This is a genomic window from Mesorhizobium sp. B2-4-7 (assembly GCF_006442685.1).
Taxonomy (GTDB): Bacteria; Pseudomonadota; Alphaproteobacteria; order Rhizobiales; family Rhizobiaceae; genus Mesorhizobium.
The window spans coordinates 96,272-121,924 of sequence record NZ_VFVH01000003.1; the positions used below are offsets into that span (position 1 = coordinate 96,272).

General features: G+C 64.8%; 26 protein-coding genes. 16 read left to right on the forward strand and 10 right to left on the reverse strand.

Features of this window, described 5'->3' with window-relative positions; all coding sequences use genetic code 11:
• Positions 1–164: 164 nt before the first annotated feature.
• The 5 genes from FJ946_RS10545 to FJ946_RS10570 all read right to left on the reverse strand — a co-directional run bounded on the left by FJ946_RS10545 (position 165) and on the right by FJ946_RS10570 (position 4,474).
• Complete coding sequence (locus FJ946_RS10545; RefSeq protein WP_140525444.1) at positions 165–1,445, reverse strand: GNAT family N-acetyltransferase; 1,281 nt, start codon at positions 1,443–1,445, stop codon at positions 165–167.
• Positions 1,445–2,845, reverse strand: a complete 1,401-nt coding sequence (locus FJ946_RS10550) for a lipopolysaccharide biosynthesis protein (protein ID WP_140513849.1) — start codon at positions 2,843–2,845, stop codon at positions 1,445–1,447. The genes FJ946_RS10545 and FJ946_RS10550 overlap by 1 nt, the downstream gene beginning before the upstream one ends.
• Before the next feature lie 176 nt (positions 2,846–3,021).
• Positions 3,022–3,228, reverse strand: coding sequence for a DUF1127 domain-containing protein (locus FJ946_RS10555; RefSeq protein ID WP_140525446.1), 207 nt, complete (start codon positions 3,226–3,228; stop codon positions 3,022–3,024).
• 57 nt (positions 3,229–3,285) lie between these two features.
• Positions 3,286–3,783, reverse strand: a complete 498-nt coding sequence (locus FJ946_RS10560) for a hypothetical protein (protein WP_140500907.1) — start codon at positions 3,781–3,783, stop codon at positions 3,286–3,288.
• A 418-nt stretch (positions 3,784–4,201) separates the two neighbouring features.
• Positions 4,202–4,474, reverse strand: coding sequence for a DUF4242 domain-containing protein (locus tag FJ946_RS10570; RefSeq protein WP_140500909.1), 273 nt, complete (start codon positions 4,472–4,474; stop codon positions 4,202–4,204).
• Positions 4,475–4,689: 215 nt separating this feature from the next.
• On the opposite strand from FJ946_RS10570, the gene FJ946_RS10575 reads away from it, so the two are divergent.
• A complete protein-coding gene (locus FJ946_RS10575) occupies positions 4,690–7,275 on the forward strand; it encodes an AAA family ATPase (RefSeq protein ID WP_140566109.1) in 2,586 nt (861 codons plus the stop codon).
• Positions 7,276–7,333: 58 nt separating this feature from the next.
• Here FJ946_RS10575 and secA read toward each other — a convergent pair whose 3' ends face one another.
• A complete protein-coding gene (secA, locus tag FJ946_RS10580) occupies positions 7,334–10,066 on the reverse strand; it encodes a preprotein translocase subunit SecA (RefSeq protein ID WP_140565920.1) in 2,733 nt (910 codons plus the stop codon).
• 259 nt (positions 10,067–10,325) lie between these two features.
• On the opposite strand from secA, the gene FJ946_RS10585 reads away from it, so the two are divergent.
• Entirely contained in the window at positions 10,326–11,243 is a 918-nt protein-coding gene (locus FJ946_RS10585; RefSeq protein WP_140565923.1) for a peptidylprolyl isomerase, read from the forward strand.
• A gap of 63 nt (positions 11,244–11,306) precedes the next feature.
• Here the strand turns inward: FJ946_RS10585 and FJ946_RS10590 are convergent, their stop codons facing one another.
• Positions 11,307–11,906, reverse strand: coding sequence for a TetR/AcrR family transcriptional regulator (locus FJ946_RS10590; RefSeq protein WP_140525449.1), 600 nt, complete (start codon positions 11,904–11,906; stop codon positions 11,307–11,309).
• Positions 11,907–11,954: 48 nt separating this feature from the next.
• Between FJ946_RS10590 and FJ946_RS10595 the strand changes: the two genes are divergently transcribed.
• From FJ946_RS10595 to FJ946_RS10620, 6 genes are all read left to right on the forward strand, one after another.
• Positions 11,955–12,299 (forward strand): hypothetical protein, encoded by a 345-nt coding sequence (locus FJ946_RS10595; protein WP_140565926.1) that lies wholly within the window; start codon positions 11,955–11,957, stop codon positions 12,297–12,299.
• Positions 12,247–13,488 (forward strand): bifunctional glutamate N-acetyltransferase/amino-acid acetyltransferase ArgJ, encoded by a 1,242-nt coding sequence (argJ, locus tag FJ946_RS10600; RefSeq protein WP_140565928.1) that lies wholly within the window; start codon positions 12,247–12,249, stop codon positions 13,486–13,488. Before FJ946_RS10595 ends, argJ begins: the two co-directional genes overlap by 53 nt.
• A gap of 29 nt (positions 13,489–13,517) precedes the next feature.
• Positions 13,518–14,270 carry a GNAT family N-acetyltransferase gene (locus FJ946_RS10605; protein ID WP_140500961.1) on the forward strand — a complete coding sequence of 251 codons (753 nt, stop codon included), beginning with the start codon at positions 13,518–13,520 and terminating at the stop codon, positions 14,268–14,270.
• Between the two features lie 8 nt (positions 14,271–14,278).
• Positions 14,279–14,701: a (deoxy)nucleoside triphosphate pyrophosphohydrolase gene (locus FJ946_RS10610; protein WP_140500914.1), complete on the forward strand. Its 423-nt coding sequence runs from the start codon at positions 14,279–14,281 to the stop codon at positions 14,699–14,701.
• 145 nt (positions 14,702–14,846) lie between these two features.
• A complete protein-coding gene (locus FJ946_RS10615; RefSeq protein WP_140500915.1) occupies positions 14,847–15,161 on the forward strand; it encodes a hypothetical protein in 315 nt (104 codons plus the stop codon).
• A gap of 109 nt (positions 15,162–15,270) precedes the next feature.
• Positions 15,271–15,450, forward strand: a complete 180-nt coding sequence (locus FJ946_RS10620; RefSeq protein ID WP_140500916.1) for a Flp family type IVb pilin — start codon at positions 15,271–15,273, stop codon at positions 15,448–15,450.
• Between the two features lie 27 nt (positions 15,451–15,477).
• Here FJ946_RS10620 and FJ946_RS10625 read toward each other — a convergent pair whose 3' ends face one another.
• Positions 15,478–16,350 (reverse strand): methyltransferase domain-containing protein, encoded by an 873-nt coding sequence (locus FJ946_RS10625; protein WP_140500917.1) that lies wholly within the window; start codon positions 16,348–16,350, stop codon positions 15,478–15,480.
• 66 nt (positions 16,351–16,416) lie between these two features.
• Here FJ946_RS10625 and FJ946_RS10630 point away from each other — a divergent pair, with 66 nt between their 5' ends.
• The 4 genes from FJ946_RS10630 to FJ946_RS10645 are packed head-to-tail and all read left to right on the forward strand — an operon-like array spanning position 16,417 to position 18,807.
• Complete coding sequence (locus FJ946_RS10630; RefSeq protein WP_140500963.1) at positions 16,417–17,217, forward strand: ComF family protein; 801 nt, start codon at positions 16,417–16,419, stop codon at positions 17,215–17,217.
• Positions 17,218–17,244: 27 nt separating this feature from the next.
• The gene (grxC, locus tag FJ946_RS10635) at positions 17,245–17,514 is read left to right on the forward strand and encodes a glutaredoxin 3 (RefSeq protein ID WP_140500918.1); all 270 of its coding nucleotides are present in this window, start codon (positions 17,245–17,247) and stop codon (positions 17,512–17,514) included.
• Between the two features lie 10 nt (positions 17,515–17,524).
• Positions 17,525–18,385: a carbon-nitrogen hydrolase family protein gene (locus tag FJ946_RS10640; RefSeq protein WP_140565931.1), complete on the forward strand. Its 861-nt coding sequence runs from the start codon at positions 17,525–17,527 to the stop codon at positions 18,383–18,385.
• Positions 18,382–18,807 (forward strand): DUF1178 family protein, encoded by a 426-nt coding sequence (locus FJ946_RS10645; protein ID WP_140500920.1) that lies wholly within the window; start codon positions 18,382–18,384, stop codon positions 18,805–18,807. The genes FJ946_RS10640 and FJ946_RS10645 overlap by 4 nt, the downstream gene beginning before the upstream one ends.
• Before the next feature lie 4 nt (positions 18,808–18,811).
• Here FJ946_RS10645 and FJ946_RS10650 read toward each other — a convergent pair whose 3' ends face one another.
• The gene (locus FJ946_RS10650; protein WP_140500921.1) at positions 18,812–19,297 is read right to left on the reverse strand and encodes a MarR family transcriptional regulator; all 486 of its coding nucleotides are present in this window, start codon (positions 19,295–19,297) and stop codon (positions 18,812–18,814) included.
• A gap of 98 nt (positions 19,298–19,395) precedes the next feature.
• Here FJ946_RS10650 and FJ946_RS10655 point away from each other — a divergent pair, with 98 nt between their 5' ends.
• Positions 19,396–20,310 (forward strand): DMT family transporter, encoded by a 915-nt coding sequence (locus tag FJ946_RS10655; RefSeq protein WP_140513841.1) that lies wholly within the window; start codon positions 19,396–19,398, stop codon positions 20,308–20,310.
• A 6-nt stretch (positions 20,311–20,316) separates the two neighbouring features.
• On the opposite strand, the gene ubiG is transcribed toward FJ946_RS10655, so the two are convergent.
• Positions 20,317–21,066: a bifunctional 2-polyprenyl-6-hydroxyphenol methylase/3-demethylubiquinol 3-O-methyltransferase UbiG gene (gene ubiG, locus FJ946_RS10660; RefSeq protein WP_140558167.1), complete on the reverse strand. Its 750-nt coding sequence runs from the start codon at positions 21,064–21,066 to the stop codon at positions 20,317–20,319.
• A 210-nt stretch (positions 21,067–21,276) separates the two neighbouring features.
• Here ubiG and FJ946_RS10665 point away from each other — a divergent pair, with 210 nt between their 5' ends.
• From FJ946_RS10665 to ptsP, 3 genes are all read left to right on the forward strand, one after another.
• Entirely contained in the window at positions 21,277–21,849 is a 573-nt protein-coding gene (locus tag FJ946_RS10665; protein WP_140565933.1) for a putative glycolipid-binding domain-containing protein, read from the forward strand.
• A gap of 195 nt (positions 21,850–22,044) precedes the next feature.
• Positions 22,045–23,298: an aspartate kinase gene (locus tag FJ946_RS10670; protein WP_140513838.1), complete on the forward strand. Its 1,254-nt coding sequence runs from the start codon at positions 22,045–22,047 to the stop codon at positions 23,296–23,298.
• 80 nt (positions 23,299–23,378) lie between these two features.
• Entirely contained in the window at positions 23,379–25,649 is a 2,271-nt protein-coding gene (gene ptsP / locus FJ946_RS10675; RefSeq protein ID WP_140525455.1) for a phosphoenolpyruvate--protein phosphotransferase, read from the forward strand.
• Positions 25,650–25,653: the final 4 nt, after the last annotated feature.

Below are 25,653 nucleotides of genomic sequence, written 5' to 3' on the forward strand. Positions count from 1 at the left end.
AAAATCGTATCACCTTTGTCGCGCTTTGTTGAAAGATTGTGACTGTTGCTCAAGCAGGCGCTGGCGAATAAACGCTATCAATACAGTGACTGTTTATCCCATGAAGCAACCAAATGCTCAGGCTTGAAGCAAGCATCCACGCGCTCCAGAAGATGCGAGCGCGTCTATCGTCTCTTGAGCAGGCTCTTCATCCGGTTGCGCAGCAGGCGGGCCATGTTGCGGGTCTCCCGGTAGAGATGCAGTTGCGAGGCCGCCTGGCGGGCGAGACGGTCGGCGTCCGGCGTCAGGCCGATCACCAGCGTGCCCATCGGCTTGCGCTCGGTCCACAGCCTGCTCATCACCGGATGGTCGGGCACGGCACAGGAATCGGTCATCATGATGTTGGGGTCGTCGAGATGCTGCCTGGTCACCTCGATCATCAGCAGCGTGCCTGGCGAATAGCCGGCCAGAGTTTCGTCGTAGGCCGTCTTCCAGGTGTAGGCAACGCCGGCTTCGACGAAGACGATCAGGCACGCAATGGTGCGGCCGTCGAGCGTCAGCGAATGGATGCGGCACAGGTCCTGCTCGGCCAGCCTGTGCACGGCCTCGCGGGCGAAGGCGGCGCGGTAGCGGTCGATCGCCATGGCCGTGCGCTCGCGGCCCTTCCAGCCGGCCGCCTCCAGCGTCAGGAAGCTCTCGATGGCGTGACGGATCTCGTCGGGGCCGCGCGCCACGACATGTTCAAGCTTGCCGAGGTCGCCCAGCCGCCGCTTGAGGCGGCGGAACTCGCGGTAATGGTGCGCGCGCAGCGAAGCCTTCAGATAGTCCTCGGCGTCGCGTTCGCTCTCGAGCAGCGGACGCTGGGCGTGACCGGTGGTGACCAACATCAGGCCACGCGTTTCGGCCACAGTGGCAACCAGGCTCGCCACCGCGCCGTCGAGCCTGATGTCGGGCAGGACGAACACTTTCGGCAGCTTCAGATGCGGGCGCGACAGCATGGAGAAGAAATCCTCGAGGACACCGACCGGATCGTCGCGGTCGACCAGCGGGGTGCCGAGCGGGCCGAACGGGCTCGACCATGTGCGCATGACCGGAACCCCGAGCGGCACCACCGGCCGCTCCACCGAGAACGGCACCAGAAGGCGTAGCCGGTTGCGGTATTCATCGCCGTCACGGATGACGGCCAGACGCACCTCGCGGTCTTCCAGCCGGGGCATTGCGGGCGCGAGGAAACGCGGGTTGAAGAAGACGTTGGGCTCGATGGTGCGGGCGCACAGATAATCCAGCTCCTCGACGAGGTCGAACCCGGCCGACGCCGGATAGATGGCCAGTTTCCGCTCGGGCCGGTTGTTGGCGAGGATCTCGATATGGGCCGGGTCGGTGTCGCGCCCCAGTCCGGCAAGGCCGGACACCATGGCGCCGGCGGGGCCGCCGCTGGTTTCCTCGAGCAAGGGGATGGCGGCCATCACGCGGCTCCTTTGGCTGGCACGAAGATCGCCATGACGATCCCGAGCTTGCGCCAGACCGTGAAGGACAGCGCGCCGGCCTCGAAGATCATGGCGAAGGCGGTGGCCATTGCGGCGCCCCACAGGCCGAAGAGCGGGATCAGCACCACGTTCAGGCCAATGTTGAAGGCCAGCGTCATGGCATAGACGGCGGCGCAGACATTCTGGTTGCCGCTCATGGTGAGCAGGCTTTCGCACGGGCCCACGGCGGCGCGCGCCACGACGCCGAAGACGAGCAGGAACAGAAGCGGATAACCCGATGTGAATTCGGGACCGAACAGCATCAGCATCGGTTTGCCAAGCGCCAGCACCAGCAGCGCCATGGCGAGCGATGGCCAGAAGGTCCACGACACCGTCTCGCGGGCGAAGGCGGCGAGCTTTTCCGGCTCGCCATGGGTGAACTGGGCATAGCGCTGAGCGACGCCTGCCTTGACGGCGAAGTAGACGAAATGCACCAGCGCCAGTGTCTTGACCGTGGCGAAATAGACGGCGACGTCGTTGGGGTCCATATAGGCGCCGACCATCAGCACGTCGGCATTGGTGAGCAGGAAAAAGAAGCTTTCGACCAGGAAGATCGGCAGCGAGACAATGAACCATTGTGCGAAATGCACCTTCATCGGCCCGGCCGGAATCTGCTTTTCCATGCGCCGGGTGACGCCGATAAGCTGGGCGAGCGTGGTGACGTAAGTGGCGGCGATCGAGGCGAAGATCGCGGTCTTCGCGTCGGGCGCGTAGCCGGCGAAAAGCATCAGCGCCATGAACAGCAGGATCAGCACGGGCCGTATCAGATAGGTCGGCGCCAGGGCGAACAGCGCCCAGCTGTTCGCCCTGGCCTGGCCTTGCAGCAGATCCGACAGCGCTATCATCGGCAGGCAGATGACGCCGAGGATGAACGGCAGGACATAGTAGTTTTCAGTCCATGACGAAGCGAGCCACACGCCGAGCGCGCCGAGCCCGGCGATGACCGTCGAAGCGATCAGGACGAACAGGCGGCTGGCCACGACGATACCGCGCAACTCGTCGATGAGGCCGCGCTCGCGGTATTCGGGAATGAAGCGGATGACCGAGGTGTGGAAGCCGAGGCAGGCGAGATTGCCGACGATGACCATGGTCACCCAGACAAGGACGAAGATGCCGTATTCGAACGAGCCCATCCAGCGTGCCATCAACACCTGGCTGACGAAGGCGATGACGGCGCTGACGATGCGGATGGAAAAGGCAATGACCGACATGCGGCCGGCCTCGCCGCGCTCGTCGGCGGTGAACAGCACGGCGTCGACGCGGCCAAGCAACGGCTCCACGCGCAGCGCCAAACGCTGCGGCAAGAACCGCCCGGCTGTCGTGGCCGCGGAAAAGCGCACCCCGATTGTTCTCCGTTTTCCGCTTCTTTCCAGGCTTTGGTGTAGCGGAGACACCTTAAGAAAGGGTGGGTGGAAGAGGCATACACAATGGCAGAGAGGCCAGCGAGGACGACCGGTGTGGGTTCCATGCCGCAAGCAGGAGACACGCGCTCTGTCGTTCCAACTCCCAGCCAAGCCTAAGAGCGGCGCGCTTCGCCGTGAGTTGCGACATAGTCGATCTCGGAACGGCTGATGCCGATGTCTTTCAGCATGAAATCGGGCATGGCCTCCAGGTGACGCCGCTCATGTCGGAGGCGCCGTCCGCGCGCCAGCCAAGCGAGGATGGCCATCAGCCGCCATGGTGGGGCGCGCAGCCTTGCCAGGAAGATAGCTATCTCGGGCATGGTTTCTCCTCGCGACGCATAAAAGGCCTGCCGGCACTGTTCCGGCAGGCGGTGCCGTCAGTCGGCCTTTTTCATGGCGTCGCATGAGACATTCGGGTTCATGTCGGCGAAGGCGCCGGTCGGGTTCTGCTTCCAGGCCCAGACATGAAGTTCGTAGAAGGGGCCGAGGCCGTAGCGGTTGGGGGCGCTGTCGAAGTTGAACAGCTGGCCTTCGAGCGACGCGGGACCCTTCGCGGTGATATATTCGACGGCCACCAGCTTCAGCTTGCCATCGGCCATCGGCTCGTACATCACGGCCTCCGGCTTGGCGAGGTCGACGGCATCATCCTTGAGATAGGCGCCGTTGACGTAGTGAATGCCCATCGCGCCGCCGGTGATGCCGCTGGCGCAGGGAATCGGCGCATAGCCCTCGGCGGTGGCCGCCGCGACATTCACGAAGCGGCCGTTGGCCGCCCGCACCTCGGCGGCCAGCCGATTGCCACTCTCCGCAGATGCGGCAGTGGCGGTGATCGCCATGATGGACAGCGCGGCAAGGCGCCAGAAATTGACGTTCATTTTATTCTCCATTGGTTGTTGGTGACGCGCAGGCGGCAGGACCGGCCTGTAAGGCCCTGCTGCCATGCCTGCGCGTTGGATCGTCAGTTGCGGGACGGGTCCGATCCGTTCCTCTCTAGCCGGGCGGCGGTCTCATTGATGCCACCACCAATATTCCCAGTAGTCCCGCCGCATCTCGTGCTCCGGCAGGCCGACGTCCCGCCTTAAATAATCGTCTTGCGGTGGCAGGCGCCTGCGCCGGCTTCGCAATGGCGCGAGCAGCGCGGAGACAATCCGCGATGCGAGACCACGCCGGGAGGGTGCATGGTCGAACGCCACGACGGCGGCTGCCGTTTCGGGAGGAAACAGCACGGAAAGCCGACACCCATCGCTGCCCAGGACGATCTCACGCTCATTGTTCCATCCTTGGTCCATAGGGTCAGCGATAAAAGTAAGGGTCCAGGACCCTCACCTCCGTGATCTTGTCCACCGGTAGCGAATTCTTCTGCGCCGTGCTGCGGATCGCCTCCGGCGAGGGGGCGTCGTAGATGCAGAAACTCTTGTTCCTGTCGGGCGACACGAAGGAGTGCAGCCAGGTGACCCCCTTCTCGGCGTTGCGCATGATGATGCCGCCGAGCGCCGTCGCGCCGACGTCGTTCGTCGGCACGTTGAGCCCGTCGGGGAATGTCCGTTCGATCAGATAGCGAGGCATGGAGTGGCTTCCTTTTGTGACTGATTCACGCTCGAAATGAGCGCGGTTGGAGAAAAATCACGATCGTCGAAAGCGCACATCGGAGCCTTTCCCCATATTGCGCGGGACGATTCCCTATGTTTTCGACGTTTGGTCTGGGAGCCACACTGCGGATACCGAAGCGGGGGTATTTTGGAGAAGGGTCGAGGGACGACGATACTTATGGGCCAGTGACGATGCTTCTGGAACGGCAGGCACAACTCGATCAGTTGGAGGAACTGCTCGCGGAGGCCGCGCGCGGTCGCGGCCGCGTGGCGGCATTGCTGGGCGAGGCCGGCGCCGGCAAGACGGCACTCGTCGAGGCGTTCGTAACCCGTGCCGGGCAGCACGTTTCCATATTCCGCAGCGCTTGCGAGGACCTGTCGATTCCCGATCCGCTGGGACCGCTCTATGATCTGGCCCGGGACGCGCAGTGGGCACTGCCCCGGGCAATCGACGACCGCCAAGGTCAGCGGCTGCCCCTGTTTTCAGACGCTCTCGAGGTTTTCGAGGCGAGGTCTCGGCCGGGTTTGCTGGTCATCGAGGATATGCACTGGGCCGACGACGCGACCCTGGATTTCGTCCGTTTCCTGGGCCGGCGCATCACCAACACGCATATGCTGGTGCTGTTCACGGCACGCACCGACCGCAGCGAAGGGCAGATGCGTGCGCGCCGGGTGCTCGGCGAAATTCCAGCCGGCAACGTCCAGCGCATCGAAGTGCCACTGCTCAGCGAGGCGGCGGTGTTGTCGCTTGCCGAAGCAGCCAACCGCGACGGCAGCGCAATCTATCGCGCCACCGCGGGCAACGCCTTCTTCGTCACCGAATTGCTGGCTGCCGAAAGCGAGATGATCCCGCCGGCCAGCGTCCGCGACGCCGTGCTGGCGCGTGCCGAGCGCCTGTCGCAGGGAGCGCGCTCGATGCTCGACGCGGTGTCTGTGTTTCCACGCCGCGCCGATGCCTGGGCGCTGCGCGGCCTCTGTGGCGTCGCCAGCGCCGGCCAGTTGGCGGAATGTGTCTCGAATGGCTTGCTCGACGATCTCGGCGATGGCTACGCCTTCCGGCACGAGATCGCCCGTCGCGCCATCGAGATGGCGCTGACCTCGAGCCGTCGGCGCGAATTCAACCAACGCGCGCTTTCCGCACTGCAGGAAAACGCCGAGGTGACTACCGCAAGGCTCGTGCACCATGCTGTGGAGGCCCAGAATCTTGAGGCGGTGCGCGAGCTTGCCCCGCTCGCAGCGCGCGAGGCTTCCCGCGTCGGCGCGCATCGCGATGCCGCCGGCTACTACGAGGTCGCCTTGCGGCATGCCGACAGCCTGCCGATGAGCGACCGGGCGAGGCTTTACGAAGGATATGCGTTTGAATGCCATCTGATCGGCCGCATCGATGCGGCCATCGAGGCGCAGAGCCAGGCGCGCCGGCTACAGCAGGCGCTGGGCGACACGCTCAGGGAGGGCGACAGCCTCAGATGCCTGTCGCGCTTCGCCTATCTGGTGGGTGACCGCGAACAGGCGGACCTGTTCGGGGCCCAGGCAGTGGAACTGCTGGAACAGGCGCCTGCCAGTCCGGAGCTTGCCATGGCCTATTCCAATCTCTCGCAGCTGGCGATGCTGGCCGAGAAGCTCGATGAGACGTTGCTGCTTGGCGGCAAGGCAGTCGCTCTGGCCGAACGGTTGAACAAGCCGGAGATAATCTGCCACGCGCTCAACAATCTTGGCTCGGCCGAGCAGTGGCTTGACCTGGCCAAAGGCCGGTTTCACCTCGCCCGCAGCCTTGAAATCGCGCTCGTGCAGAATTTCCAGGAGCACGCGGCACGCGGCTTCACCAATTGCGCCTGCGCCGAAATGAACCAGCTCGATCTTGTGCGCGCGCAATCCTTTCTCGACCGCGGCATTGCCTATTGCGTTGAGAACGACCTCGCGACCTGGCGCGACTATATGCGGGGCGTGCAGGCGCAGCTGCTTTTGCGACGCGGCCTTTGGGACGATGCGGCGGCCATGGCTCTCGACGTCATCGACGATGCTGCAACGACAGCCCTGGTGCGTTACCCATCCCTGGTCGCGCTGGCGAAACTGCGCATAAGGCGAGGCGATCCGGCTGGGCCGGTGCTGGAGGAAATGAAGCGGTTCCTGGACAGGGGAATGGAGCTGCAGCGGCTGGTGCCTTACACGGCGTCGATGGCCGAACTGGCATGGCTTGGGCAAGGCGACGCCAGTGAGGCGCTTCGCCTGATCGAGCTGGCAGAAAGCCTGTCGCCGACGAGGGCGATGTTCGCCGAACTGGCCGTCTGGCGGCTGCTCTTGTCGCCTGAAAGCGACCCTGGCGATACGACCGGCATGGCGGAGCCCTATCGCCTGCTGCTCGCCGGCGATTGGCACGGTGCCGCGACGCTGTGGGCCCGGCTGGGTGCTCCGTTCGAGCAGGCGCTCGCCCTGCTGCGCGGCGACGAGCCGGCCCTGCGCCTGGCCCTGGATATATTCGAGGGGCTCGGTGCCCGGCCGGTCGCCCAGCACGTCCGCGCCGTCATGCGGCAGAATGGCGTCAATAACATTGCAAGGGGACCGCGGCAGAGCACGCGCGCCAATCAAGCTGGCCTGACGCTGCGCCAGATGCAGGTCCTGCAACTGATCGAACGCGGTTTTTCCAACAAGAGAATAGCCGAGCACCTGACCATCTCACCGAAGACCGTCGATCATCATGTCTCGGCGGTGCTGGGCAAGCTGGACGCCATTTCGCGTGGCGAGGCGACCGCCGCCGCGCGCGATTCCGGGCTGATCTGAGCACGTAGGAATCTCGCCCGGATCAGAAATCCGGGAATGTGAGCCCTGCAGGTTTTCCTTACGCGAAAGCGCCGTGGCAGTGCTTGTATTTCTTGCCGGAGCCGCAGGGGCACGCTTCGTTGCGGCCGACCTTGCCCCAGGTGGCGGGGTTGTTGGGGTCGCGGTCTTCGGGGGCGACGATGGCGTTGCTTTCCTGGCGCACCAGAAGGGCGGTTTCGCCGCCTTCGAAATCGTTCTCGCCGGTGGTACCGTCAATATGCGTGCCGAACATGTCGGGGGCTTCCGGCGGCGGGGCCTCGGCAGCCTGGCGGACCAGTTCGACGCGCATCAGCTGCGCGGTGACGGCCTGGCGCAGATTGCCCAGCATCGCCTGGAACAGCTCGAACGCCTCGCTCTTGTATTCCTGCAAAGGATCGCGCTGGGCGTAGCCGCGGAAGCCGACAACCGAACGCAGATGGTCGAGATTAACGATGTGCTCGCGCCACAGATGGTCGAGCGTCTGCAGCACCACGGAGCGCTCGACATAGGTCATCACCTCGGGCCCGAAGCGCTCGGCGCGCTCCTTGGCGGCGGCGTCGGCGGCTTGCGTGATGCGCTCGCGAATGTCGTCCTCGGCGATGCCTTCTTCCTTGACCCATTCCTCAATCGGCAGGTCGAGATTGAGGAACTCGGCGACCTCGGCCCTCAACCCGGCGACATCCCACTGCTCGGCATAGGCGTTCTCGGGAATGGCCTTGGCGACGATCTCGTCGATAACGCCTTCGCGCATCTCGGCAATGGTCTCCGACAGGCCTTCGCCGTCCATCAGCTCGATGCGCTGTTCGAACACGACCTTGCGCTGGTCGTTGGAAACGTCGTCATATTTCAGAAGATTCTTGCGGATGTCGAAGTTGCGCGCCTCGACCTTCTTCTGCGCCTTTTCCAGCGCCTTGTTGATCCAGGGATGGATGATGGCCTCGTCTTCCTTGAGGCCGAGCTTCTGCAACATGCCGTCCATGCGCTCGGAGCCGAAGATGCGCATCAGATCGTCCTGCAGCGACAGGAAGAATTTCGAGCGGCCGGGGTCGCCCTGGCGGCCGGAGCGGCCACGAAGCTGGTTGTCGATGCGGCGTGACTCGTGGCGTTCGGTGGCGAGCACGTAGAGGCCGCCGGCAGCCAGCGCCTTTTCCTTCAGGCGCTCGACGTCGGCATAGATTTCCTTTTCCCGCGCCTCGCGCTCGGGCCCTTCGGGCATGTCGCCCAGTTCCTCGGCGATGCGCATCTCGGCATTGCCGCCGAGCTTGATGTCGGTGCCGCGGCCGGCCATGTTGGTGGCGATGGTGATGGCGCCGGGCTTGCCCGCCTGGGCGACGATCGCCGCCTCGCGCTCGTGATGGCGGGCGTTCAGCACCTCGAAATCCTTAAAACCTTCCTTGCGCAGCCGCTCGGCCAGTTGCTCGGACTTCTCGATCGAGGTGGTGCCGACCAGCGTCGGCTGGCCCTTGGCGCTGGCTTCGCGGATCTCCTTGACGATCGCCTTGTATTTCTCCTCGACCGTCCGGTAGACCTCGTCGTCCTCGTCCTTGCGGATGACCGGCAGGTTGGTCGGGATCTCGGTGACTTCGAGGCCGTAGATGTTGCCGAATTCCTCGGCCTCGGTCAGCGCCGTGCCGGTCATGCCGGAAAGCTTCTTGTAGAGGCGGAAATAGTTCTGGAAGGTAACGGAGGCGAGCGTCTGGTTCTCCGGCTGGATCGCCACATGCTCCTTGGCTTCAAGCGCCTGGTGCAGGCCTTCCGAATAGCGGCGGCCGGGCATCATGCGGCCGGTGAACTCGTCGATAATGACGATCTCACCATTGCGCACGATATAGTCCTTGTCGCGCTGGAACAGGCGGTGCGCCTTCAGCGCATTGTTGACGTGATGGACGATGGCGACGTTCTCGACGTCATAGAGCGACTCGCCCTTCAAGAGGCCGGCGTCGCGCAGCAGGTTCTCGAGCTTCTCGGTGCCTTCCTCGGTGAAGATGGAGGTCTTCTGCTTCTCGTCGATCTCATAATCCTGCGGCTGCAGCTGGATGATGAAAGTGTCGATGGTGTTGTACATTTCCGAACGGTCCTCGAGGGGACCGGAAATGATCAGCGGGGTGCGCGCCTCGTCGACCAGGATGGAATCGACTTCGTCGACGATCGCGTAGTTGTGACCGCGCTGCACCATCTGGGCGCGCTCGTACTTCATGTTGTCGCGCAGATAGTCGAAGCCGAGTTCGTTGTTGGTGGCATAGGTGACGTCGGCGGCGTAGGCGACGCGGCGCTCCTCGTCGGACAGGCCATGGACGATGACGCCGACCGAGAGGCCGAGGAACTTGTAGACACGGCCCATCCATTCGGAGTCGCGGGTGGCGAGATAATCGTTGACGGTGACGACGTGGACGCCATTGCCGGCCAGTGCATTGAGATAAACGGGCAAGGTCGCGACCAGCGTCTTGCCCTCACCGGTGCGCATCTCGGCGATGCCGCCATTGTGCAGCACCATGCCGCCGATCAGTTGGACGTCGAAGGGGCGCATGCCGAGCACGCGGCGCGCCGCCTCGCGGGCGGTGGCGAAGGCCGGGATCAGCAGGTCCTCGAGGCTGGCGCCGTTGGCGATGTCTTGGCGGAACTTTTCCGTGCGGCCGGCGAGCTCTGCATCGGAGAGCGCCCGCATCTCGTTTTCCATGGCGTTGATCGCCTCGACACGGGGCCGGGTCGACTTGACCCTGCGGTCGTTGGAGGAGCCGAAAACCTTACGGGCGAGACCGCCGAGACTGACCATCCAATGGTCCTTTCGATAGAATTCTCAAACTGAGACGAGCGCCGGCCGGCCCCATCAAATCCACGTGAATGCGCCGCCTGTATACGGGCAACGCAAAAAGCGCCCGGAAAACGGTTCTGGACGCAAAGTCGTTGGACAGATAAGAGGGGGCTCAACTGATGTCAACGCCGCGCTGGCCCTGCCGGTCGCGCCAAATTCGGCCACAATCTGGCTGATCTGGAAGCCTCCCGTCCTTCACATCCTCATCGGAGTCATCTTAATGTCCTTGTTGTTCCGCCGTGCGTCGCTCGCCAGCCTCGGCCTGGCCGTCGGCCTGTCGGCTCTTTGCCTGTCGCCGCTGATGGCGCAGGAAACCGCACCAGCCCAGCCGGCACCACCAGCGGCACCGACCGCACCGGTCGATCCGAATACAGTGGTTGCCACCGTCAACGGCCAACCCCTCACCGAAGCAGATCTCGTGCTTGCCGAAGGCGAGCTGTCGCAGCAGTTCGCGCAACTCCCGGCCGAGCAACGCCGCGCCGCGGCGCTTTCGGCCGCAATCGAGATCCGCGTCATGGCCGCCCAGGCCGTCTCGACCGGTCTCGACAAGGATCCCGATTTCCAGCGCCGCATGGCCTTCCTGCAGCAGCGCGCGCTGCATGGCGAGATGGTCGAGAAGGGCGTCGTTGACAAGGTCACCGACGCCGAGATCCGCGCCCGCTACGACCAGGAGATCGCCAACACGCCGCCGGTCAACGAGGTGCATGCCCGTCACATCCTCGTGAAGACGAAGGAAGAGGCCGAGGCGATCATCAAGCAACTCGACGGCGGCGCCGATTTCCAGAAGCTCGCCAACGAGCACACCTCGGATCCGAGCGGCAAGACCAGTGGCGGCGATCTCGGCTGGTTCGGACCTGGCCAGATGGTGCCGGAATTCGACAAGGCCGCTTTCGCGCTCGAGGTCGGCAAATACACCGAGCAGCCGGTGCAGTCGCAGTTCGGCTGGCATGTGATCAAGCTCGAGGACAAGCGCACCAAGCAGCCGCCGGCCTTCGACGACGTCAAGGACCAGGCCAAGCAGGCGGTCATCCGCGACAAGTATTTCGCGCTGGTCAAGTCGCTGCGCGCCGATGCCAAGGTCGAAATTCCCGACGCCAATTTGAAGAAGGCCGTCGATACGCTGGAAAGCGCCAAGTAAACCAGAACGGTTTCGAAAAAGGGGCGCGGTGGCCAAAGGGCGCCGCGCCCTTTTTGCGTCAGTTCAGCCGTCGGGCCCCTCTATGCCTCGCAGGAGATAGCGGACCACCTTGCGTATCGTCGCCTCGTCTTCGTCGAGCCGGTTGGTCAGGAGCTGCCGCCACGCATAGGAAGCCACCAGGTCGGCGGCCACAGCCGGATCGACATCGGCCGCGACCTCGCCCCTTGCCTTGGCGCGCTCGATGATCTGGCCGGTGTGGGCCCGGCGCCCGCCGGTATAGCCGGCAAGGGCCGTGGCCGCCGTTTCGTCCGACTGCGCCTCGGCGATCAGCGACCTGAACACGCTGCCCGACGACGTCTCGCGCCAGTGCGCGAACAGGTTCTTGAGGAAGCCGACGAGGTCCTCTTCCAGTCTTCCCGTATCGGGAACATCGACGCGTTTCTGGCGCTGGTAGACCTCCAGCAGCAGCGAGGCCTTGCTCGGCCACCAGCGATAGATGGTCGGCTTGCCCGCACGCGCCCGCCGCGCCACGGCCTCGATCGAGAAGCCGGCATAGCCGGCCTCGACCAACACCGCCTCGGCGGCATCGAGAATAGCTTCCGCGCTGTCGGGATTGCGCCGCGCGCCAATAGATTTACGCGCCGTATCCGCCTCTTCGGCCATCCTGTCGCCCTCGCCGTCGGTAGGGCCGGCAATATAAGTGATCCGGCGATGAAACGAAACGGCCCGTTCTTGGCGGTTGACTCAAGGGACATTTTTGCCTGCCATGTTTCCCGCACGATGCGCAGGCCGTCATCGGTGCTGACCAACTCCGGCCGCGCGCCCGCACCGAGTCGCAACGATCGCAACCTGGGCAGGGCGGTGCCAGCGAACTGCAACGGAGCCGGCTGCGAACCGGTCAAGGCCAATTCCGGTTCTCACGCCGCCACCAAAACGCCTTGCGCGGGCGCGCCGTATCGGGCAAACCGGCGTTTCTCCGCCGATTTTTCCCGTCCGAGGTTCCATGTCCACGACGATTTCGCCGCTCGCGCCGAAGAAATACCCCAAGATGCCTGAGATCGAGGGGGTGCGCATCGCCACCGCCGAAGCGGGGATAAAATACAAGAACCGCACCGATCTCCTGGCCATGGTCTTCGAGCCCGGCACGGCGGTCGCCGGCGTGTTCACAAAGTCGAAATGCCCCTCGGCGCCAGTCGATTTCTGCCGGCAGAACCTTGCCGCGGGCAAGGCCCGGGTGCTCGTCGTCAATTCCGGCAACGCCAACGCCTTCACCGGCAAGAAGGGCCGGGACTCCACCGCGCTGACGGGCGAAGCGGCAGCCAAGGCTGCCGGCTGCACGCCAGGCGAGGTGTTCCTGGCCTCGACCGGCGTCATCGGCGAGCCGCTTGACACAACCAAGTTCAGCCATCTGCTGGCTGGTCTGGTCAGCAACGGCAAGCCCGACCTGTGGACCGAGGCGGCCAAAGCCATCATGACCACGGACACTTATCCGAAGGTGGCGACGCAGACCGTCAAGCTCGGTGACACCGATGTCACCATCAACGGTATTTCCAAGGGCGCCGGCATGATCGCACCCGACATGGCCACGATGCTGTCCTTTGTCGCCACCGATGCGCCGATCGCCGCCCCCGTGCTGCAGGATCTGCTGTCGCGCGGCACGGCCAAGACCTTCAACGCGGTGACCGTCGACAGCGACACCTCCACCAGCGACACGCTGCTGCTCTTCGCCACCGGAAAGGCCGCCAAACGCGGCGCGCCGGAGGTAACCGACCCCAAGGATGCCCGTCTGGGGGCGTTCCGCCGTGCGCTCGGCAAAGTGCTGAAGTCGCTGGCGCTGCAAGTGGTGCGCGACGGTGAGGGCGCCCGCAAGCAGGTCGAAGTCACCGTTACCGGCGCGAAATCGGCGCGCTCGGCCAAGCGCATCGCGCTCTCGATCGCCAATTCGCCGCTGGTCAAGACCGCGGTCGCCGGCGAGGACGCCAATTGGGGCCGCGTCGTCATGGCCGTCGGCAAGGCCGGCGAGCCGGCTGACCGCGACCGCCTGTCGATCTGGTTCGGCGACAACAGGCTGGCGCATGAGGGCGAGCGCGATCCGGCCTATTCGGAGGAAGCGACCTCGGCGTATATGAAGCGCGACGACATCCGCATCCGCGCCGATATCGGCATCGGCCGCGGCAAGGCGACGGTGTGGACCTGCGACCTCACCAAGGAATACGTCGCCATCAATGGCGACTACCGGAGCTGACGGACTTGGTTTCCAAACATCCGGCCAGCATGCTGGCGACAGTGCGCCGCTATGAGGCGGCCGGGTTCCGCGCCTGGCCCGCGGCGGCAGTCCATTATGACGGCACCTGGGTGGTGCGGCTGACGGCCGGACATCCGGCCAAGCGGCTGAATTCGGTCAATCCGCTCGATCCCGGCGACACCCAGCACATCGCCGACCGCATCGGCCGCGCCAGCCGCCGTTTCGATGCCTATGGCCGTCCGCTGACCTTCCGCATGTCGCCGTTATCGGGGCCGGATCTGGCCAGCCATCTCGACCGCGAGGGTTGGAGTCGGTTCGACGAATCGCTGGTGATGCGGCTGCCGCTGGCGGATGCGCAACTCGACGCCGCCATGGACCAGATCCCGTTGAAGGACATCAGCCGCTTCATCGGCGCGTCGCTCAAGGTCAGCGGCTCGGACGCGTCGCTGCGGCCAGGCCTGTCGGAGATCATCGGCGCCATCCAGCCCGAGGCCGGGCTGTTCGCGCTCGAGGCTGGAGCGGAACCACTGGCGACGCTGATCTGCGTCCATGACGGCGATCTCGCCGGCCTGTTCGAGGTCGCCACCGACAAGTCGGCACGCAACAAGGGCCACGGCCGCAACCTGATCCTGTCGGCGCTGAAATGGGCGCGGCTGCGCGGCGCGCGGGAAGCCTGGCTGCAGGTCGAGGCCGGCAATGTGCCGGCGCTGGCGCTCTATCATTCTCTCGGCTTCGACGAGGTCTATCGCTACCACTACCGCCGGCCGCCTGTTCATGGGTGAAATCGGGCATGAATGATGTGACGATCGCCGGCAAGCGCCTGCTCCTGGTCGCCGCCTGCGCCCTGGTCGACGCCGACGGGCGCGTGCTCCTGGCGCAGCGGCCCGAGGGCAAGCAGCTTGCCGGGCTCTGGGAGTTTCCCGGCGGCAAGGTCGAGCCCGGCGAGACGCCGGAGCAATGCCTTATCCGCGAGCTCTATGAGGAGATCGGCATCGAGACCGAGATCCCGTGCCTGGCACCGCTCACCTTCGCCAGTCATAGCTACGACGATTTCCATCTTTTGATGCCGCTTTTCATCTGCCGCCGCTTTCGCGGCATCGCCCAGCCGAAGGAGGGGCAGGCGCTGAAATGGGTGCGGCCCAGGCAGATGCGCGACTACCCGATGCCGCCGGCCGACGCTCCGCTGATCCCGTTCCTGATCGACCTCCTGTAGGCGAACAGAACCGCTAGCGGCCTGTGGCTGAGCGGAGCTGCGGGGCGCATAAACCAGCATTAATGGAAGATTTATCTCATCATGAAAAATTGATGCAAGGCTGCCTCGTCGCGGCCGTGCCGGCGATTTTCTGGGGAGCGACAGCATGAGCCTAGACAGGGATTGGGATTCGATCCGGCCCGACCGCAGTTTTCGCGCCGCGGATGCGGGCATGGGCGTGTTGCGCGTCACGCTGCTGTTCGGGTCGGCCGCGGTGGCGCTGGCCCTGATCGCAACGCCCTTCCTCGAGAGCCAGACGCGCTCGCAATCGGCTCGGAATTTTGCCAGCGGTCTCGACATGACTGCCACTGGTTCGATCACTCGTCGCGATACCTATACGGTGCGCCGCAGCGTGCTTCAGCCGCAGCCCGATTCGGTCTGCATCATCCGATCCGACGGCCGGACCAGCGGCGACTGCTGACCGGGTCCAAGACATTTTCAGAGGCGGCGGTTTCATCGCCTATTAAGCCTGTGCCGTTAACCTTTCTTAACAGGTCGGCGGTATGGTTCCGGCAAGAGGGATCGACGTGATGAAAACAGTGCTGCTGCGTTTCCTGAACGATGAAAAGGGCGCCACGGCCGTCGAATACGGCTTGATCGTCGCCGTACTGTCGCTGACGATCGTCGGCGGCATCAGCCAGGTCTTCAACGCGATCACCTGGCTGTTCAGCGACAATGGCAGCAGGCTTGCCAACGCTTTCGCACCCTGATCTGGCTGTCCGCGTCCGCGGACACTGTCATTGCCCCTTGGGCTGCTCCAACACAGTCTTCAGCGAGATCTTGGCCGAACCCGGCTTGAGCGGCTTTTGCTGCGATGCATCGGGCGCCCAGCCGGACATCCAGACCATCGAAAAGCTTGCGCGGATGCGGCCGTCGGGATCCGAAAACCGCTCGGCGTAGATTTGCGCGGCGCGGGCGAACAGCTGGCGTGTGCCCGGCCGCCGGCTGCGATCGGCAAGCGCGCTGGTTTCGCCCATGGCGCGCAAATCGGCCATCAGGTTGAAAAGACTGTCATAGCGCACCGTCACCGTCTCGACATCGGCGACCGGCAGAGCGAGGCCGGCGCGCTGCAGCAGCGCTCCCGCGTCGCGAACGTCGGTGAACGGAATGACGCGCGGGCTGGCGCCGCCGTGAAGCTCGGTCTCGGCCGCCAGCAGGCTTTCACGCAATTCGCCGAGCGTGCCGGCGCCGGCGAAGGCGCCGAGGAAAAGCCCGTCCGGACGCAGCGCACGGCGGATCTGCACCAGCATGCCGGGAATGTCGTTCATGGCCTGCAACGAAAGAAGCGACACCGCCAGGTCGAGGCTTTGCGGCTCGAAGGGCACGGTTTCCAGCGGCGCGACCATGCCGGCGGAATCGCCCAGGAAAGCCGCATCCGCCTCGACACGGACGATGTCCGCCACCTTGCCGCTCGCGGCGAGGATGTCGGCTGCGGCCGACGTCTGGCAAAACAGCACCGCTGCCTTGCTAAACCTGCGCTCCACGGCACCCAGCCGGTCGGCAAGATCGTCGGCACTGCGCCGCATCAGGAAGTCCGCGCCGCCGACCGGATGATCGAGCGCGCGCCGCTTGTGCGCCAGCCACAGTGAGGTGTCCATTATCGGCAGCAAACGGGCAGATCCTTTGTTTGTCCATTCCCCGATGGAGTTGATATAGTGGCGCACAGCACCCACCACGTGGCCGATCCCATGCCCAAGATCAAGCCTCTGGACATCAGGAACCTTGCACGGTCGGCGGCGAACTGGCCGGCGCGCATCCTGTTCCCGCCTGTCTGCGCCGGCTGCCGCAGGCATGTCTCGCAGCCCGGCGTTCTGTGCGGCGCCTGCTGGCCGAAGTTGCGCCTCCTGGAGCGGCCCTGGTGCCCGGTGATGGGCACGCCGTTCACCCACCATATGGGCGAGGGCTTTCTGTCCGCCGAGGCGATCGCCGATCCGCCGCCCTTCGAGCGGGCGCGGGCGGCCGTCGCCTATTCCGGCGTCGCCCGCCAGATGGTGCAGGGGCTGAAGTACCAGGATCGCACCGACCTGGCGCCGTGGATGGCGCGCTGGATGCTGCGCGCGGGCGCTGACCTCATTGCCGAGGCGGATGTGGTGGTGCCGGTGCCGCTGCACTGGCGCCGCTTCTTCAGGCGGCGGTTCAACCAGTCGGCGGAATTGGCGAGGGCGGTCTGCGAGCTCAGCGGCCTGTCTTTCGCACCCTCGGCCATGCGGCGTGTCAAGCTCACGCGCCAGCAGGTCGGGCTGGAGCGCAAGGACCGCGAGGAGAATGTGCGGGCCGCCTTTCGCGTGCCTGCTGAAGCGGAAATCGAGATCGCCGGCCGCCGCGTGCTTTTGATCGACGACGTCTACACCACGGGCGCCACGGTTCGCGCCGCCAGCAAGGCGCTGAAAAAAGCAGGGGCCGGCGCCGTCGACGTGCTGACCTTCGCACGCGTGCTGCCGGGGGACTTTCGGGCCGACGAGTCCACGACTATATAAGTCGGCAACAAACAGTGGAAATTCGTCATGGTCGACGTCACCATCTATACACGCATGATGTGCGGCTACTGCACGGCCGCCAAGCGGCTGCTCGAGCGCAAGGGCATCGCCTATACGGAGCATGACGCGTCGTTTTCACCGGAACTGCGCCAGGAGATGATTTCGCGCGCCCATGGCCGCACAACCTTTCCGCAGATTTTCGTCGGCGACACGCATGTCGGCGGCTGCGACGACCTCCACGAGCTGGAGGCGCAAGGCCGACTGGACAAGTTGCTCGCCAATGGCTCGACGAATTGAGGATATGACGATGGGTGTTTTCAAGGCGGCCGCGATCCAGATGCGTTCGGGGGAGAGGCCGGAGCGCAACGCAATCGAGCTCGAGCGGCTGGTGCGCGAGGCAGCCGGCCAGGGGGCGAGCTACATCCAGACACCGGAAATGACCGGAGCGCTGGTGCGTGACAAGAAGGCCGCGTCTTTCACCTCAGAGGACAAGGACATCATCGTCGGGACCGCCCGCCGACTGGCCCGCGAACTTGGCGTCCACCTGCATATCGGCTCGACCGCCATCCTGCGCGCCGACGGCAAGCTCGCCAACCGGGCGCTGCTGTTCGGTCCGGACGGCGCCACGCTCGCCTCCTATGACAAGATCCATATGTTCGACGTCGATCTCGACAATGGCGAGAGCTGGCGCGAATCCGCGACCTACGAGCCCGGCACGGAGGCGGTCGTCACGACCATCGAAGGCGCCAAGCTGGGCTTTGCCGTCTGTTATGACCTGCGGTTTCCGCAACTGTTCCGCGCCGAGGCGCTAGCCGGCGCCGACCTGCTTTCCGTGCCCGCCGCCTTCACCCGCCAAACCGGCGAGGCGCATTGGCACGTGCTGCTCAGGGCCCGCGCCATCGAGAACGGCGCCTATGTCGTGGCCGCTGCGCAAGGCGGCCTTCACGAGGACGGCCGCGAAACCTATGGCCATTCGCTGATCGTCGATCCGTGGGGCCGCGTCATCGCGGAGGCGGCGCACAATGAGCCGGCGGTGATCGTCGCCGAGATCGACTCCGCGCAGTCGCTGGCGGCTCGCAAGAAGATCCCCAATCTGAAAAATGCGCGGGATTTCGCTATCAATGCCGGTTCGTCCGAGACATCGCGTCTCAGGGGAGCGGCCTCTTGATCCGCTTCTCCCTGATCTGCGAAAACGAGCACGAGTTCGAGGGCTGGTTCCGCAGCAATGACGATTTCGACACGCAAAAGAAGCGTGGCTTCGTCGATTGCCCGAGCTGCGGCTCGCACAAGGTGGAGAAAGCCCTGATGGCGCCGGCCGTGTCGACGGCGCGCAAGCAGGAAACGATAGCGCTCGCCATGGGCGAGGCGCAGAAGCAGGCGCTGGCGCAACTGAAGGCAATGGCCGAGAAGGTTCGCGAGAATGCCGATTACGTCGGCGACAAATTCGCCGAGGAAGCGCGCAAGATCCATTTCGGCGAGACCGACCCGCGCGGCATCTATGGCGAGGCGACGCTGGAGGAGGCCAAGAGCCTGGCCGAGGACGGCGTCGAGTTCATGCCGATCCCGGTGTTTCCGGAGGATCGGAACTGAGCGGTCAGCTTACGCTGCCGATCAATTTTTCAAGCAGGCGCGAAAGCGTTTCCCGTTCGGCTTGCGTCAGGCCGGAAAGAATCTCGTGCTCGTTGGCGACGTGGGCAGCAATGGCCTCGTCGATCAAAGCGAGGCCTTTTTCAGTCAGCCGCACGACGATGCCGCGCCGGTCGTTGGGATGCGGACCACGCACGATCAACCCTGAGGTTTCGAGCCGGTCGAGCCGGTTGGTCATGGCGCCCGAGGTCACCATCGTCGCCTCGTAAAGGGCGGTCGGGGTCAGCGCGTAGGGCGCGCCCGAGCGGCGCAACGTGGCCAGCACGTCGAATTCGCCGGCCTGCAATCCATAGCGCGCAAACAACGGCGCGAGGCGCTCGCGGGCAATCAGCGAGGATGCTTCATTCAACCGCCCGATCACGCCCATCGGCGAGACGTCAAGGTCCGGCCTCTCCCTGTTCCATTGTTCGATCGCTTTTGCCGCCCTGTCCATCTATTCTGCCATGTATCTTGACGTTAAGAATCTTTTCGTTATCTTATCGGAAAATGAAGTGGCGGCCAAGTGCCGGCGACGATGACGAGGACCATCAGATGAAATTTCTCTGGGATTCGGCGCTTGGCCTGCTGGTCGTGACGGGCGCCCTGCTTGGCCTGACGCTGCCGTTCGGCAAGCTTGCGACCGCCGCCGGCGTTCCGGCCATGGTCTGGGCCTTCGTCATCTCGCTCGGTGCCGGCGGCGTGCTGTTGCTGGCTCTCCTGCTGCGTGGCGAGCGCATCAAGCTTACGGCGCGCAAGCTGCGCTATTTCTTCGTCACGGCGGCGGTGTCCTATGCCTTTCCCAACCTCTTGATGTTTTCGGCCATCCCGCATCTCGGCGCGGGATATACGGGCATCATGTTCACGCTATCGCCGGTGATCACGCTCGTGTTCTCGATCTTGCTTGGCGTTCGGCGCCCCAACCTGCTCGGCGTCATCGGCATTGCGGTCGGCTTCATCGGTGCGGTCATGGTCGCGCTTACACGCGGCGAAGCTGGCCAACCGGCCGATTATTTCTGGGTAACGATCGGGTTGCTGATCCCGGTCAGCCTTGCCGCGGGCAACATCTACCGCACCGTCGACTGGCCCGAAGGAACCGGCCCGATCGAGCTTGCCGTGGGCAGCCATCTGGCGTCGGCGACCTTGCTTCTCCTCGGCATCCTGACGCTTTTCGGCTGGCAAGCGTTTGTTCCGCTGGGCGCGGTACCGCCTGTGGTCGTCGCGCAGATGGCGTCGGCTTCGGCAATGTTTGCCTTCTTCTTCCGGCTGCAGGCGGTGGGCGGCCCGGTCTATCTCAGCCAGATCGGCTATGTGGCGGCGGCCGTCGGGCTGTTCGCGGGCACGATCTTCCTCGGCGAGCACTATCAGCTGCTGACCTGGGCAGGCGCTGTCATCATCACGGCCGGCGTGTTTATCACCACCAAGGCGCAAAGCGGGACCAGCGCGAGGGCGCAGAGTCAGGCGGCGTGAGCCGGTTCAGACCGTGCCCTTTTCCGCCAGCACCATGTAGTTGACGTCCATGTCTTTCGACCGCTGCCAGCGGTCGGCGAGCGGGTGGTAGACGACGCCGGTGCGGTCGATGACGGTCAGGCCGGCGCCGCTGAGCGCCTTTTCCAGCTCTTCCGGGCGCACCAGCTTGCCGAACTGATGAGTGCCGCGCGGCAGCCAGCGCAGCACATATTCGGCGCCGATGATGGCCAGCCCTAGCGCCTTCAGCGTGCGGTTGATCGTGGCCACGAACATGATGCCGCCGGGCTTGACCATCTCGCCGCATTTGGCGACGAACAGGTCGATGTCGGCGACATGCTCGACCACTTCCATATTGAGGATAACGTCGAATTTTTCGCCGGCGTCGGCCAGGTCCTCGGCCGTGGTGGCGCGGTAGTCGATCGTCACGCCGACTTCGGCGGCGTGCAATTTGGCCACTTCGATATTGGTGGCGGAAGCATCGGCGCCGACCACTTCGGCGCCAAGCCGCGCCATCGGCTCGCACAGCAGGCCGCCGCCGCAACCGATGTCGAGAAAGCGCAGGCCCTCGAATGGCCGTGCCGCGCGCGGATCGCGGCCGAAGCGCGTTGCCACCTGGTCGCGTATGTAGGCAAGCCGGATGGGGTTGAACTTGTGCAGCGGCCGGAACTTGCCGTTCGGGTTCCACCATTCGGCGGCAAGGGCGGAAAAGCGCTCCACTTCTCCGGCATCGATCGTCGATCGTCGGGGCTCTGGCATCGATTGGTCTCCTCGGACGCTAGCAAGTCGGGCGTGGGGGAGGGAAAGTCAAGGCTGCATTTTCGCCTGCTGACAGTGCGAGGCCGGCACCGCCGACAAGCGCCCTCTATTGCCGGCGCCCTGTCAGGACGTGTCAGCTCAGGGAGCACCTCGGCCGAAACAAAAAAGCGGCGGCGTGCGAAAAAGGGAAGATCGTGTTGAGAAAAGGAGATGGCCGTGATTCAGACCGCATCGATCCTTTGGCGCAGGCTCGACCTTGAAGGTCACGATTCCTGCATGCTCTCGCAGCGGCCCGGCGGGCACCGCCTGAAGGGGCAGGCCATCTTCCTGCAAGACGACAAGCCGTGTTGCATCGCCTACGAGGTGGATTGCGATGCCGGCTGGCACACGCGCTCGGCACGTATCGAGGGCTTTCTCGGCCCGCAAGAGCTTTCCCTGGGGATCGAGCGCCATACTGACGGCTCCTGGACGCTGGATGGCGAGCCGCAGCCGGAGGTGGCCGGCCTGATCGACGTCGATCTCGGCTTCACGCCGGCTTCGAACCTCCTGGCGATCCGCCGGTTCGCGCTCGCCGTCGGCCAGGCGACGCCGGCACCGGCCGCCTATCTGGCCTTTCCCGAGCTCAGAATGACGCGGCTCGACCAGGCCTACCGGCGCCTCGACGCGGCCCGCTACGCCTATGCCGCGCCGGCTTTCGGCTATGAGGCGGTGCTGGAGGTCTCTCCACTCGGCTTCGTGCTCGACTATCCGCATTTGTGGAAAAGCGTCGCCCGCCCGGGCTGAGGCCTTGCCGGTGGCGGCGCTGCGCAAAATGGAGTTCCAGTCCAGCAGGCACGTGGCGCCCTTCTTGTGCGCCATCGCTTGCGAAGCCTGGAGGTTTTGGCTAAGGAGGCCGCGCATTCAGCGGCCGGCGCCAGCCGGGCGCTTTCCTCGGTTTTTCGGCGCAGAGCCGGCTTCAGTCAAAGGCATTTCGCTTCCATGGCGCGCATCGTGATGAAATTCGGCGGAACCTCCGTCGCCGACATCGCCCGCATCCGCAATGTGGCGCGTCACGTCAAACGGGAGGTCGATGCCGGCCACGAGGTGGCGGTGGTGGTCTCGGCGATGGCCGGCAAGACCAACGAACTGGTCGGCTGGACGCGCGAGGCCTCGCCGATGCACGACGCGCGCGAATATGATGCCGTCGTCGCGTCCGGCGAGCAGGTGACGGCAGGCCTCCTGGCGATCACCTTGCAGAACATGGGCGTGCACGCCCGCTCCTGGCAGGGCTGGCAGATCCCGATCAAGACCGACAACGCGCATGGCGCGGCACGCATCCTCGATATCGACGGCGCTTTCCTGATCAAGCGCTTCGGCGAGGGCCAGGTGGCCGTCATCGCAGGTTTCCAGGGCATCGGACCGGACAACCGCATCGCAACGCTTGGTCGTGGCGGCTCCGACACCAGCGCGGTGGCGATCGCGGCCGCCGTCAAAGCCGACCGCTGCGACATCTATACCGACGTCGACGGCGTCTACACCACCGATCCGCGCATCGAGCCCAAGGCGCGGCGGCTGGCCAAGATATCGTTCGAGGAAATGCTTGAAATGGCCTCGCTCGGCGCCAAGGTTCTGCAGGTGCGATCGGTCGAGCTTGCCATGGTGCACAGGGTGCGTACCTTCGTGCGGTCGTCCTTCGACGATCCCGACGCGCCCGGAATGGGGGATTTGCTCAATCCGCCCGGAACGCTTATTTGCGACGAGGAAGAGATCGTGGAACAGCAGGTCGTCACCGGAATTGCCTATGCCAAGGACGAGGCGCAGATTTCGCTGCGGCGTGTCGGCGACCGGCCGGGCGTCGCCGCCGGCATTTTCGGGCCGCTGGCCGAGGCCAACATCAACGTAGACATGATCGTCCAGAACATTTCCGAGGACGGCAAGCTTACCGACATGACCTTCACGGTGCCCTCCGGAGACGTGGACAAAGCGCTGGCCGTGCTCGACCGGCTGAAGGCCGATGTCGGCTACGACGTCGTGCAGTCGGAAGCCGGCATGTCGAAGGTCTCGGTCATCGGCATCGGCATGAGAAGCCATGCCGGCGTTGCCGCCACCGCCTTCAAGGCGCTGGCCGACAAGGCGATCAACATCCGCGCCATCACCACCTCCGAGATCAAGATTTCGATACTGATCGACGGTCCTTACACGGAACTCGCGGTTCGCACTTTGCATTCCGTCTACGGTCTGGATAAGCAGTAGCAGACTGAATCAGTTGTTGCGTGCGTGCCGGCGGCGGCCGAAACTGCGCCGGCAAGAAGCCTATTGGAGAAGAAGCCGCGATGCGTGACCCGGCCAGTGGCCCGCGCGTTCTGCTGAAACGGCTCCGCGAGCTCATGCAGGAGCCGCTGGAGCCGCAGGAGCGGCTCGACCGCATCGTGCGCGACATCGCCTCCAACATGGTCGCCGAAGTGTGCTCGCTCTATGTGCTGCGCGCCGATTCCGTGCTCGAACTCTACGCCACCGAAGGCCTGAACCCGAACGCGGTGCACCTGGCGCAGCTCAGGCTGGGGCAAGGCCTGGTCGGCACGATTGCCGCCAGCGCGCGGCCGCTCAACCTGTCCAATGCGCAGGAACATCCGGCCTTCGCCTACCTGCCGGAAACCGGGGAAGAGATCTACAATTCCTTCCTCGGCGTGCCGGTGCTCAGGGCAGGGCGCACGCTGGGCGTGCTGGTGGTGCAAAACAAAACCATGCGCCATTACCGCGACGACGAGGTCGAGGCGCTGGAAACCACCGCGATGGTGATCGCCGAGATGATCGCCACCGGCGATCTGGCGCGGCTGACGCGGCCCGGCCTCGAGCTCGATCTGCGCCGCCCGGTCAGCTTCACCGGCCTGTCCTTCAACGAGGGCGTCGGGCTCGGTCATGTCGTGCTGCACGAGCCGCGCATCGTCGTCACCAACCTGTTCAACGAGGACAGCGAAGAGGAAGTCCGCCGGCTCGAGGCATCGCTCGGTTCGCTCAGGCTTTCCATCGACGACATGCTGGAGCGCCGCGACGTCGCCTTCGAGGGCGAGCATCGCCAGGTGCTGGAAGCCTACCGCATGTTCGCCAACGACCGCGGTTGGGTCCGGCGGCTGGAAGAGGCGATCCGCAACGGCCTGACGGCGGAAGCTGCGGTCGAAAAAGTGCAGAGCGACATGCGCGCCCGCATGCTGCACATGACCGATCCTTATCTGCGCGAGCGGATGAGCGATTTCGACGACCTCGCCAACCGGCTTCTGCGCCAGCTGATGGGACGCGGGCCTGATGATGTCGCGGCCTCGCTGCCGAAGGATGCCATCATCGTCGCCCGCTCGATGGGCGCCGCCGAACTGCTCGATTATCCCCGGGACAAATTGCGCGGGCTGGTGCTCGAGGATGGCGCCGCCACCAGCCACGTCGTCATCGTCGCGCGCGCCATGGGCATTCCAGTCGCCGGGCAGATGAAGGGCGCCGTTTCCATGGCGGAAAACGGCGATGCCATCATCGTCGACGGCGAGGAAGGCGCGATCCATCTTCGTCCGCAGTCGGATCTCGAAGCCGCCTATGCCGAAAAGGTGCGGTTCCGGGCGCGCCGGCAGGAAGTCTACCGCGAACTGCGCAAGAAGCCGTCGGTGACCAAGGATGGCGTTGCGGTCGACCTTTTGATGAATGCCGGGCTTGCCGTCGACCTGCCGCAACTGGCCGAATCGGGTGCCGCCGGGATCGGCCTGTTCCGCACCGAATTGCAGTTCATGGTCGCCTCGACCTTTCCCCGTGCCGAGGCGCAGGAGCGGCTCTACCGCGACGTGCTCGATGCCGCGCGCGGCAAGCCGGTGACCTTCCGCACCATCGACATCGGCGGCGACAAGGTGCTGCCCTATTTCAAAGGCGCCATCCAGGAAGAGAACCCGGCGCTCGGCTGGCGGGCGATCCGCCTGACGCTGGACCGTCCGGGATTGCTGCGCACCCAGATCCGCGCCCTGCTGAAAGCCTGCGGCGGGCGGGAGCTCAAGCTGATGCTGCCGATGGTCACCGAGCTCGGCGAGATCGCCCAGGCGCGCGAAATCATCGACCGCGAGGTGCGGCATCTGTCGCGCTTTGCCCATCATTTGCCGACCAGCCTCAAGCTCGGGGCAATGTTGGAGGTGCCGTCCCTCCTGTTCCAGCTTGACGAGTTGATGAAGGCGGTCGACTTCGTCTCGGTCGGCTCGAACGACCTGTTCCAGTTCGTGATGGCGGTCGACCGCGGCAACACGCAGCTTTCCGATCGCTTCGACACGTTGTCGACGCCGTTCCTGCGGGTGCTCAAGACCATCGCCGATGCCGGGGCCCGCAACCACACGCCCGTCACACTCTGCGGCGAACTCGCCGGCAAGCCGATCTCGGCAATGGCGCTGGTCGGCCTCGGTTTCCGTTCTATCTCGATGTCGCCCGCTTCGATCGGTCCGGTCAAGGCGATGCTGACCGAATTGCCGCTGGAGGCGTTGAAAGCGTTCTTCGACGACAATCTGATGGCGCCGGCCCAGGGGCTGCCGATGCGGGCGCTGCTGCAGGCCTTTGCCGACGACCGCTCAATTCCGTTATAGCACC

What these genes read in the sequence shown, in the direction of transcription:
- FJ946_RS10545 (WP_140525444.1), bottom strand. Translation starts at nt 1,445, where the DNA reads ATGGCCGCCATCCCCTTGCTCGAGGAAACCAGCGGCGGCCCCGCCGGC.
- FJ946_RS10555 (WP_140525446.1), bottom strand. Translation starts at nt 3,228, where the DNA reads ATGCCCGAGATAGCTATCTTCCTGGCAAGGCTGCGCGCCCCACCATGG.
- FJ946_RS10560 (WP_140500907.1), bottom strand. Translation starts at nt 3,783, where the DNA reads ATGAACGTCAATTTCTGGCGCCTTGCCGCGCTGTCCATCATGGCGATC.
- FJ946_RS10570 (WP_140500909.1), bottom strand. Translation starts at nt 4,474, where the DNA reads ATGCCTCGCTATCTGATCGAACGGACATTCCCCGACGGGCTCAACGTG.
- FJ946_RS10575 (WP_140566109.1), top strand. Translation starts at nt 4,690, where the DNA reads ATGCTTCTGGAACGGCAGGCACAACTCGATCAGTTGGAGGAACTGCTC.
- secA (WP_140565920.1), bottom strand. Translation starts at nt 10,066, where the DNA reads ATGGTCAGTCTCGGCGGTCTCGCCCGTAAGGTTTTCGGCTCCTCCAAC.
- FJ946_RS10585 (WP_140565923.1), top strand. Translation starts at nt 10,326, where the DNA reads ATGTCCTTGTTGTTCCGCCGTGCGTCGCTCGCCAGCCTCGGCCTGGCC.
- FJ946_RS10590 (WP_140525449.1), bottom strand. Translation starts at nt 11,906, where the DNA reads ATGGCCGAAGAGGCGGATACGGCGCGTAAATCTATTGGCGCGCGGCGC.
- FJ946_RS10595 (WP_140565926.1), top strand. Translation starts at nt 11,955, where the DNA reads ATGAAACGAAACGGCCCGTTCTTGGCGGTTGACTCAAGGGACATTTTT.
- argJ (WP_140565928.1), top strand. Translation starts at nt 12,247, where the DNA reads ATGTCCACGACGATTTCGCCGCTCGCGCCGAAGAAATACCCCAAGATG.
- FJ946_RS10605 (WP_140500961.1), top strand. Translation starts at nt 13,518, where the DNA reads ATGCTGGCGACAGTGCGCCGCTATGAGGCGGCCGGGTTCCGCGCCTGG.
- FJ946_RS10610 (WP_140500914.1), top strand. Translation starts at nt 14,279, where the DNA reads ATGAATGATGTGACGATCGCCGGCAAGCGCCTGCTCCTGGTCGCCGCC.
- FJ946_RS10615 (WP_140500915.1), top strand. Translation starts at nt 14,847, where the DNA reads ATGAGCCTAGACAGGGATTGGGATTCGATCCGGCCCGACCGCAGTTTT.
- FJ946_RS10620 (WP_140500916.1), top strand. Translation starts at nt 15,271, where the DNA reads ATGAAAACAGTGCTGCTGCGTTTCCTGAACGATGAAAAGGGCGCCACG.
- grxC (WP_140500918.1), top strand. Translation starts at nt 17,245, where the DNA reads ATGGTCGACGTCACCATCTATACACGCATGATGTGCGGCTACTGCACG.
- FJ946_RS10640 (WP_140565931.1), top strand. Translation starts at nt 17,525, where the DNA reads ATGGGTGTTTTCAAGGCGGCCGCGATCCAGATGCGTTCGGGGGAGAGG.
- FJ946_RS10650 (WP_140500921.1), bottom strand. Translation starts at nt 19,297, where the DNA reads ATGGACAGGGCGGCAAAAGCGATCGAACAATGGAACAGGGAGAGGCCG.
- FJ946_RS10655 (WP_140513841.1), top strand. Translation starts at nt 19,396, where the DNA reads ATGAAATTTCTCTGGGATTCGGCGCTTGGCCTGCTGGTCGTGACGGGC.
- ubiG (WP_140558167.1), bottom strand. Translation starts at nt 21,066, where the DNA reads ATGCCAGAGCCCCGACGATCGACGATCGATGCCGGAGAAGTGGAGCGC.
- FJ946_RS10665 (WP_140565933.1), top strand. Translation starts at nt 21,277, where the DNA reads ATGGCCGTGATTCAGACCGCATCGATCCTTTGGCGCAGGCTCGACCTT.
- FJ946_RS10670 (WP_140513838.1), top strand. Translation starts at nt 22,045, where the DNA reads ATGGCGCGCATCGTGATGAAATTCGGCGGAACCTCCGTCGCCGACATC.
- ptsP (WP_140525455.1), top strand. Translation starts at nt 23,379, where the DNA reads ATGCGTGACCCGGCCAGTGGCCCGCGCGTTCTGCTGAAACGGCTCCGC.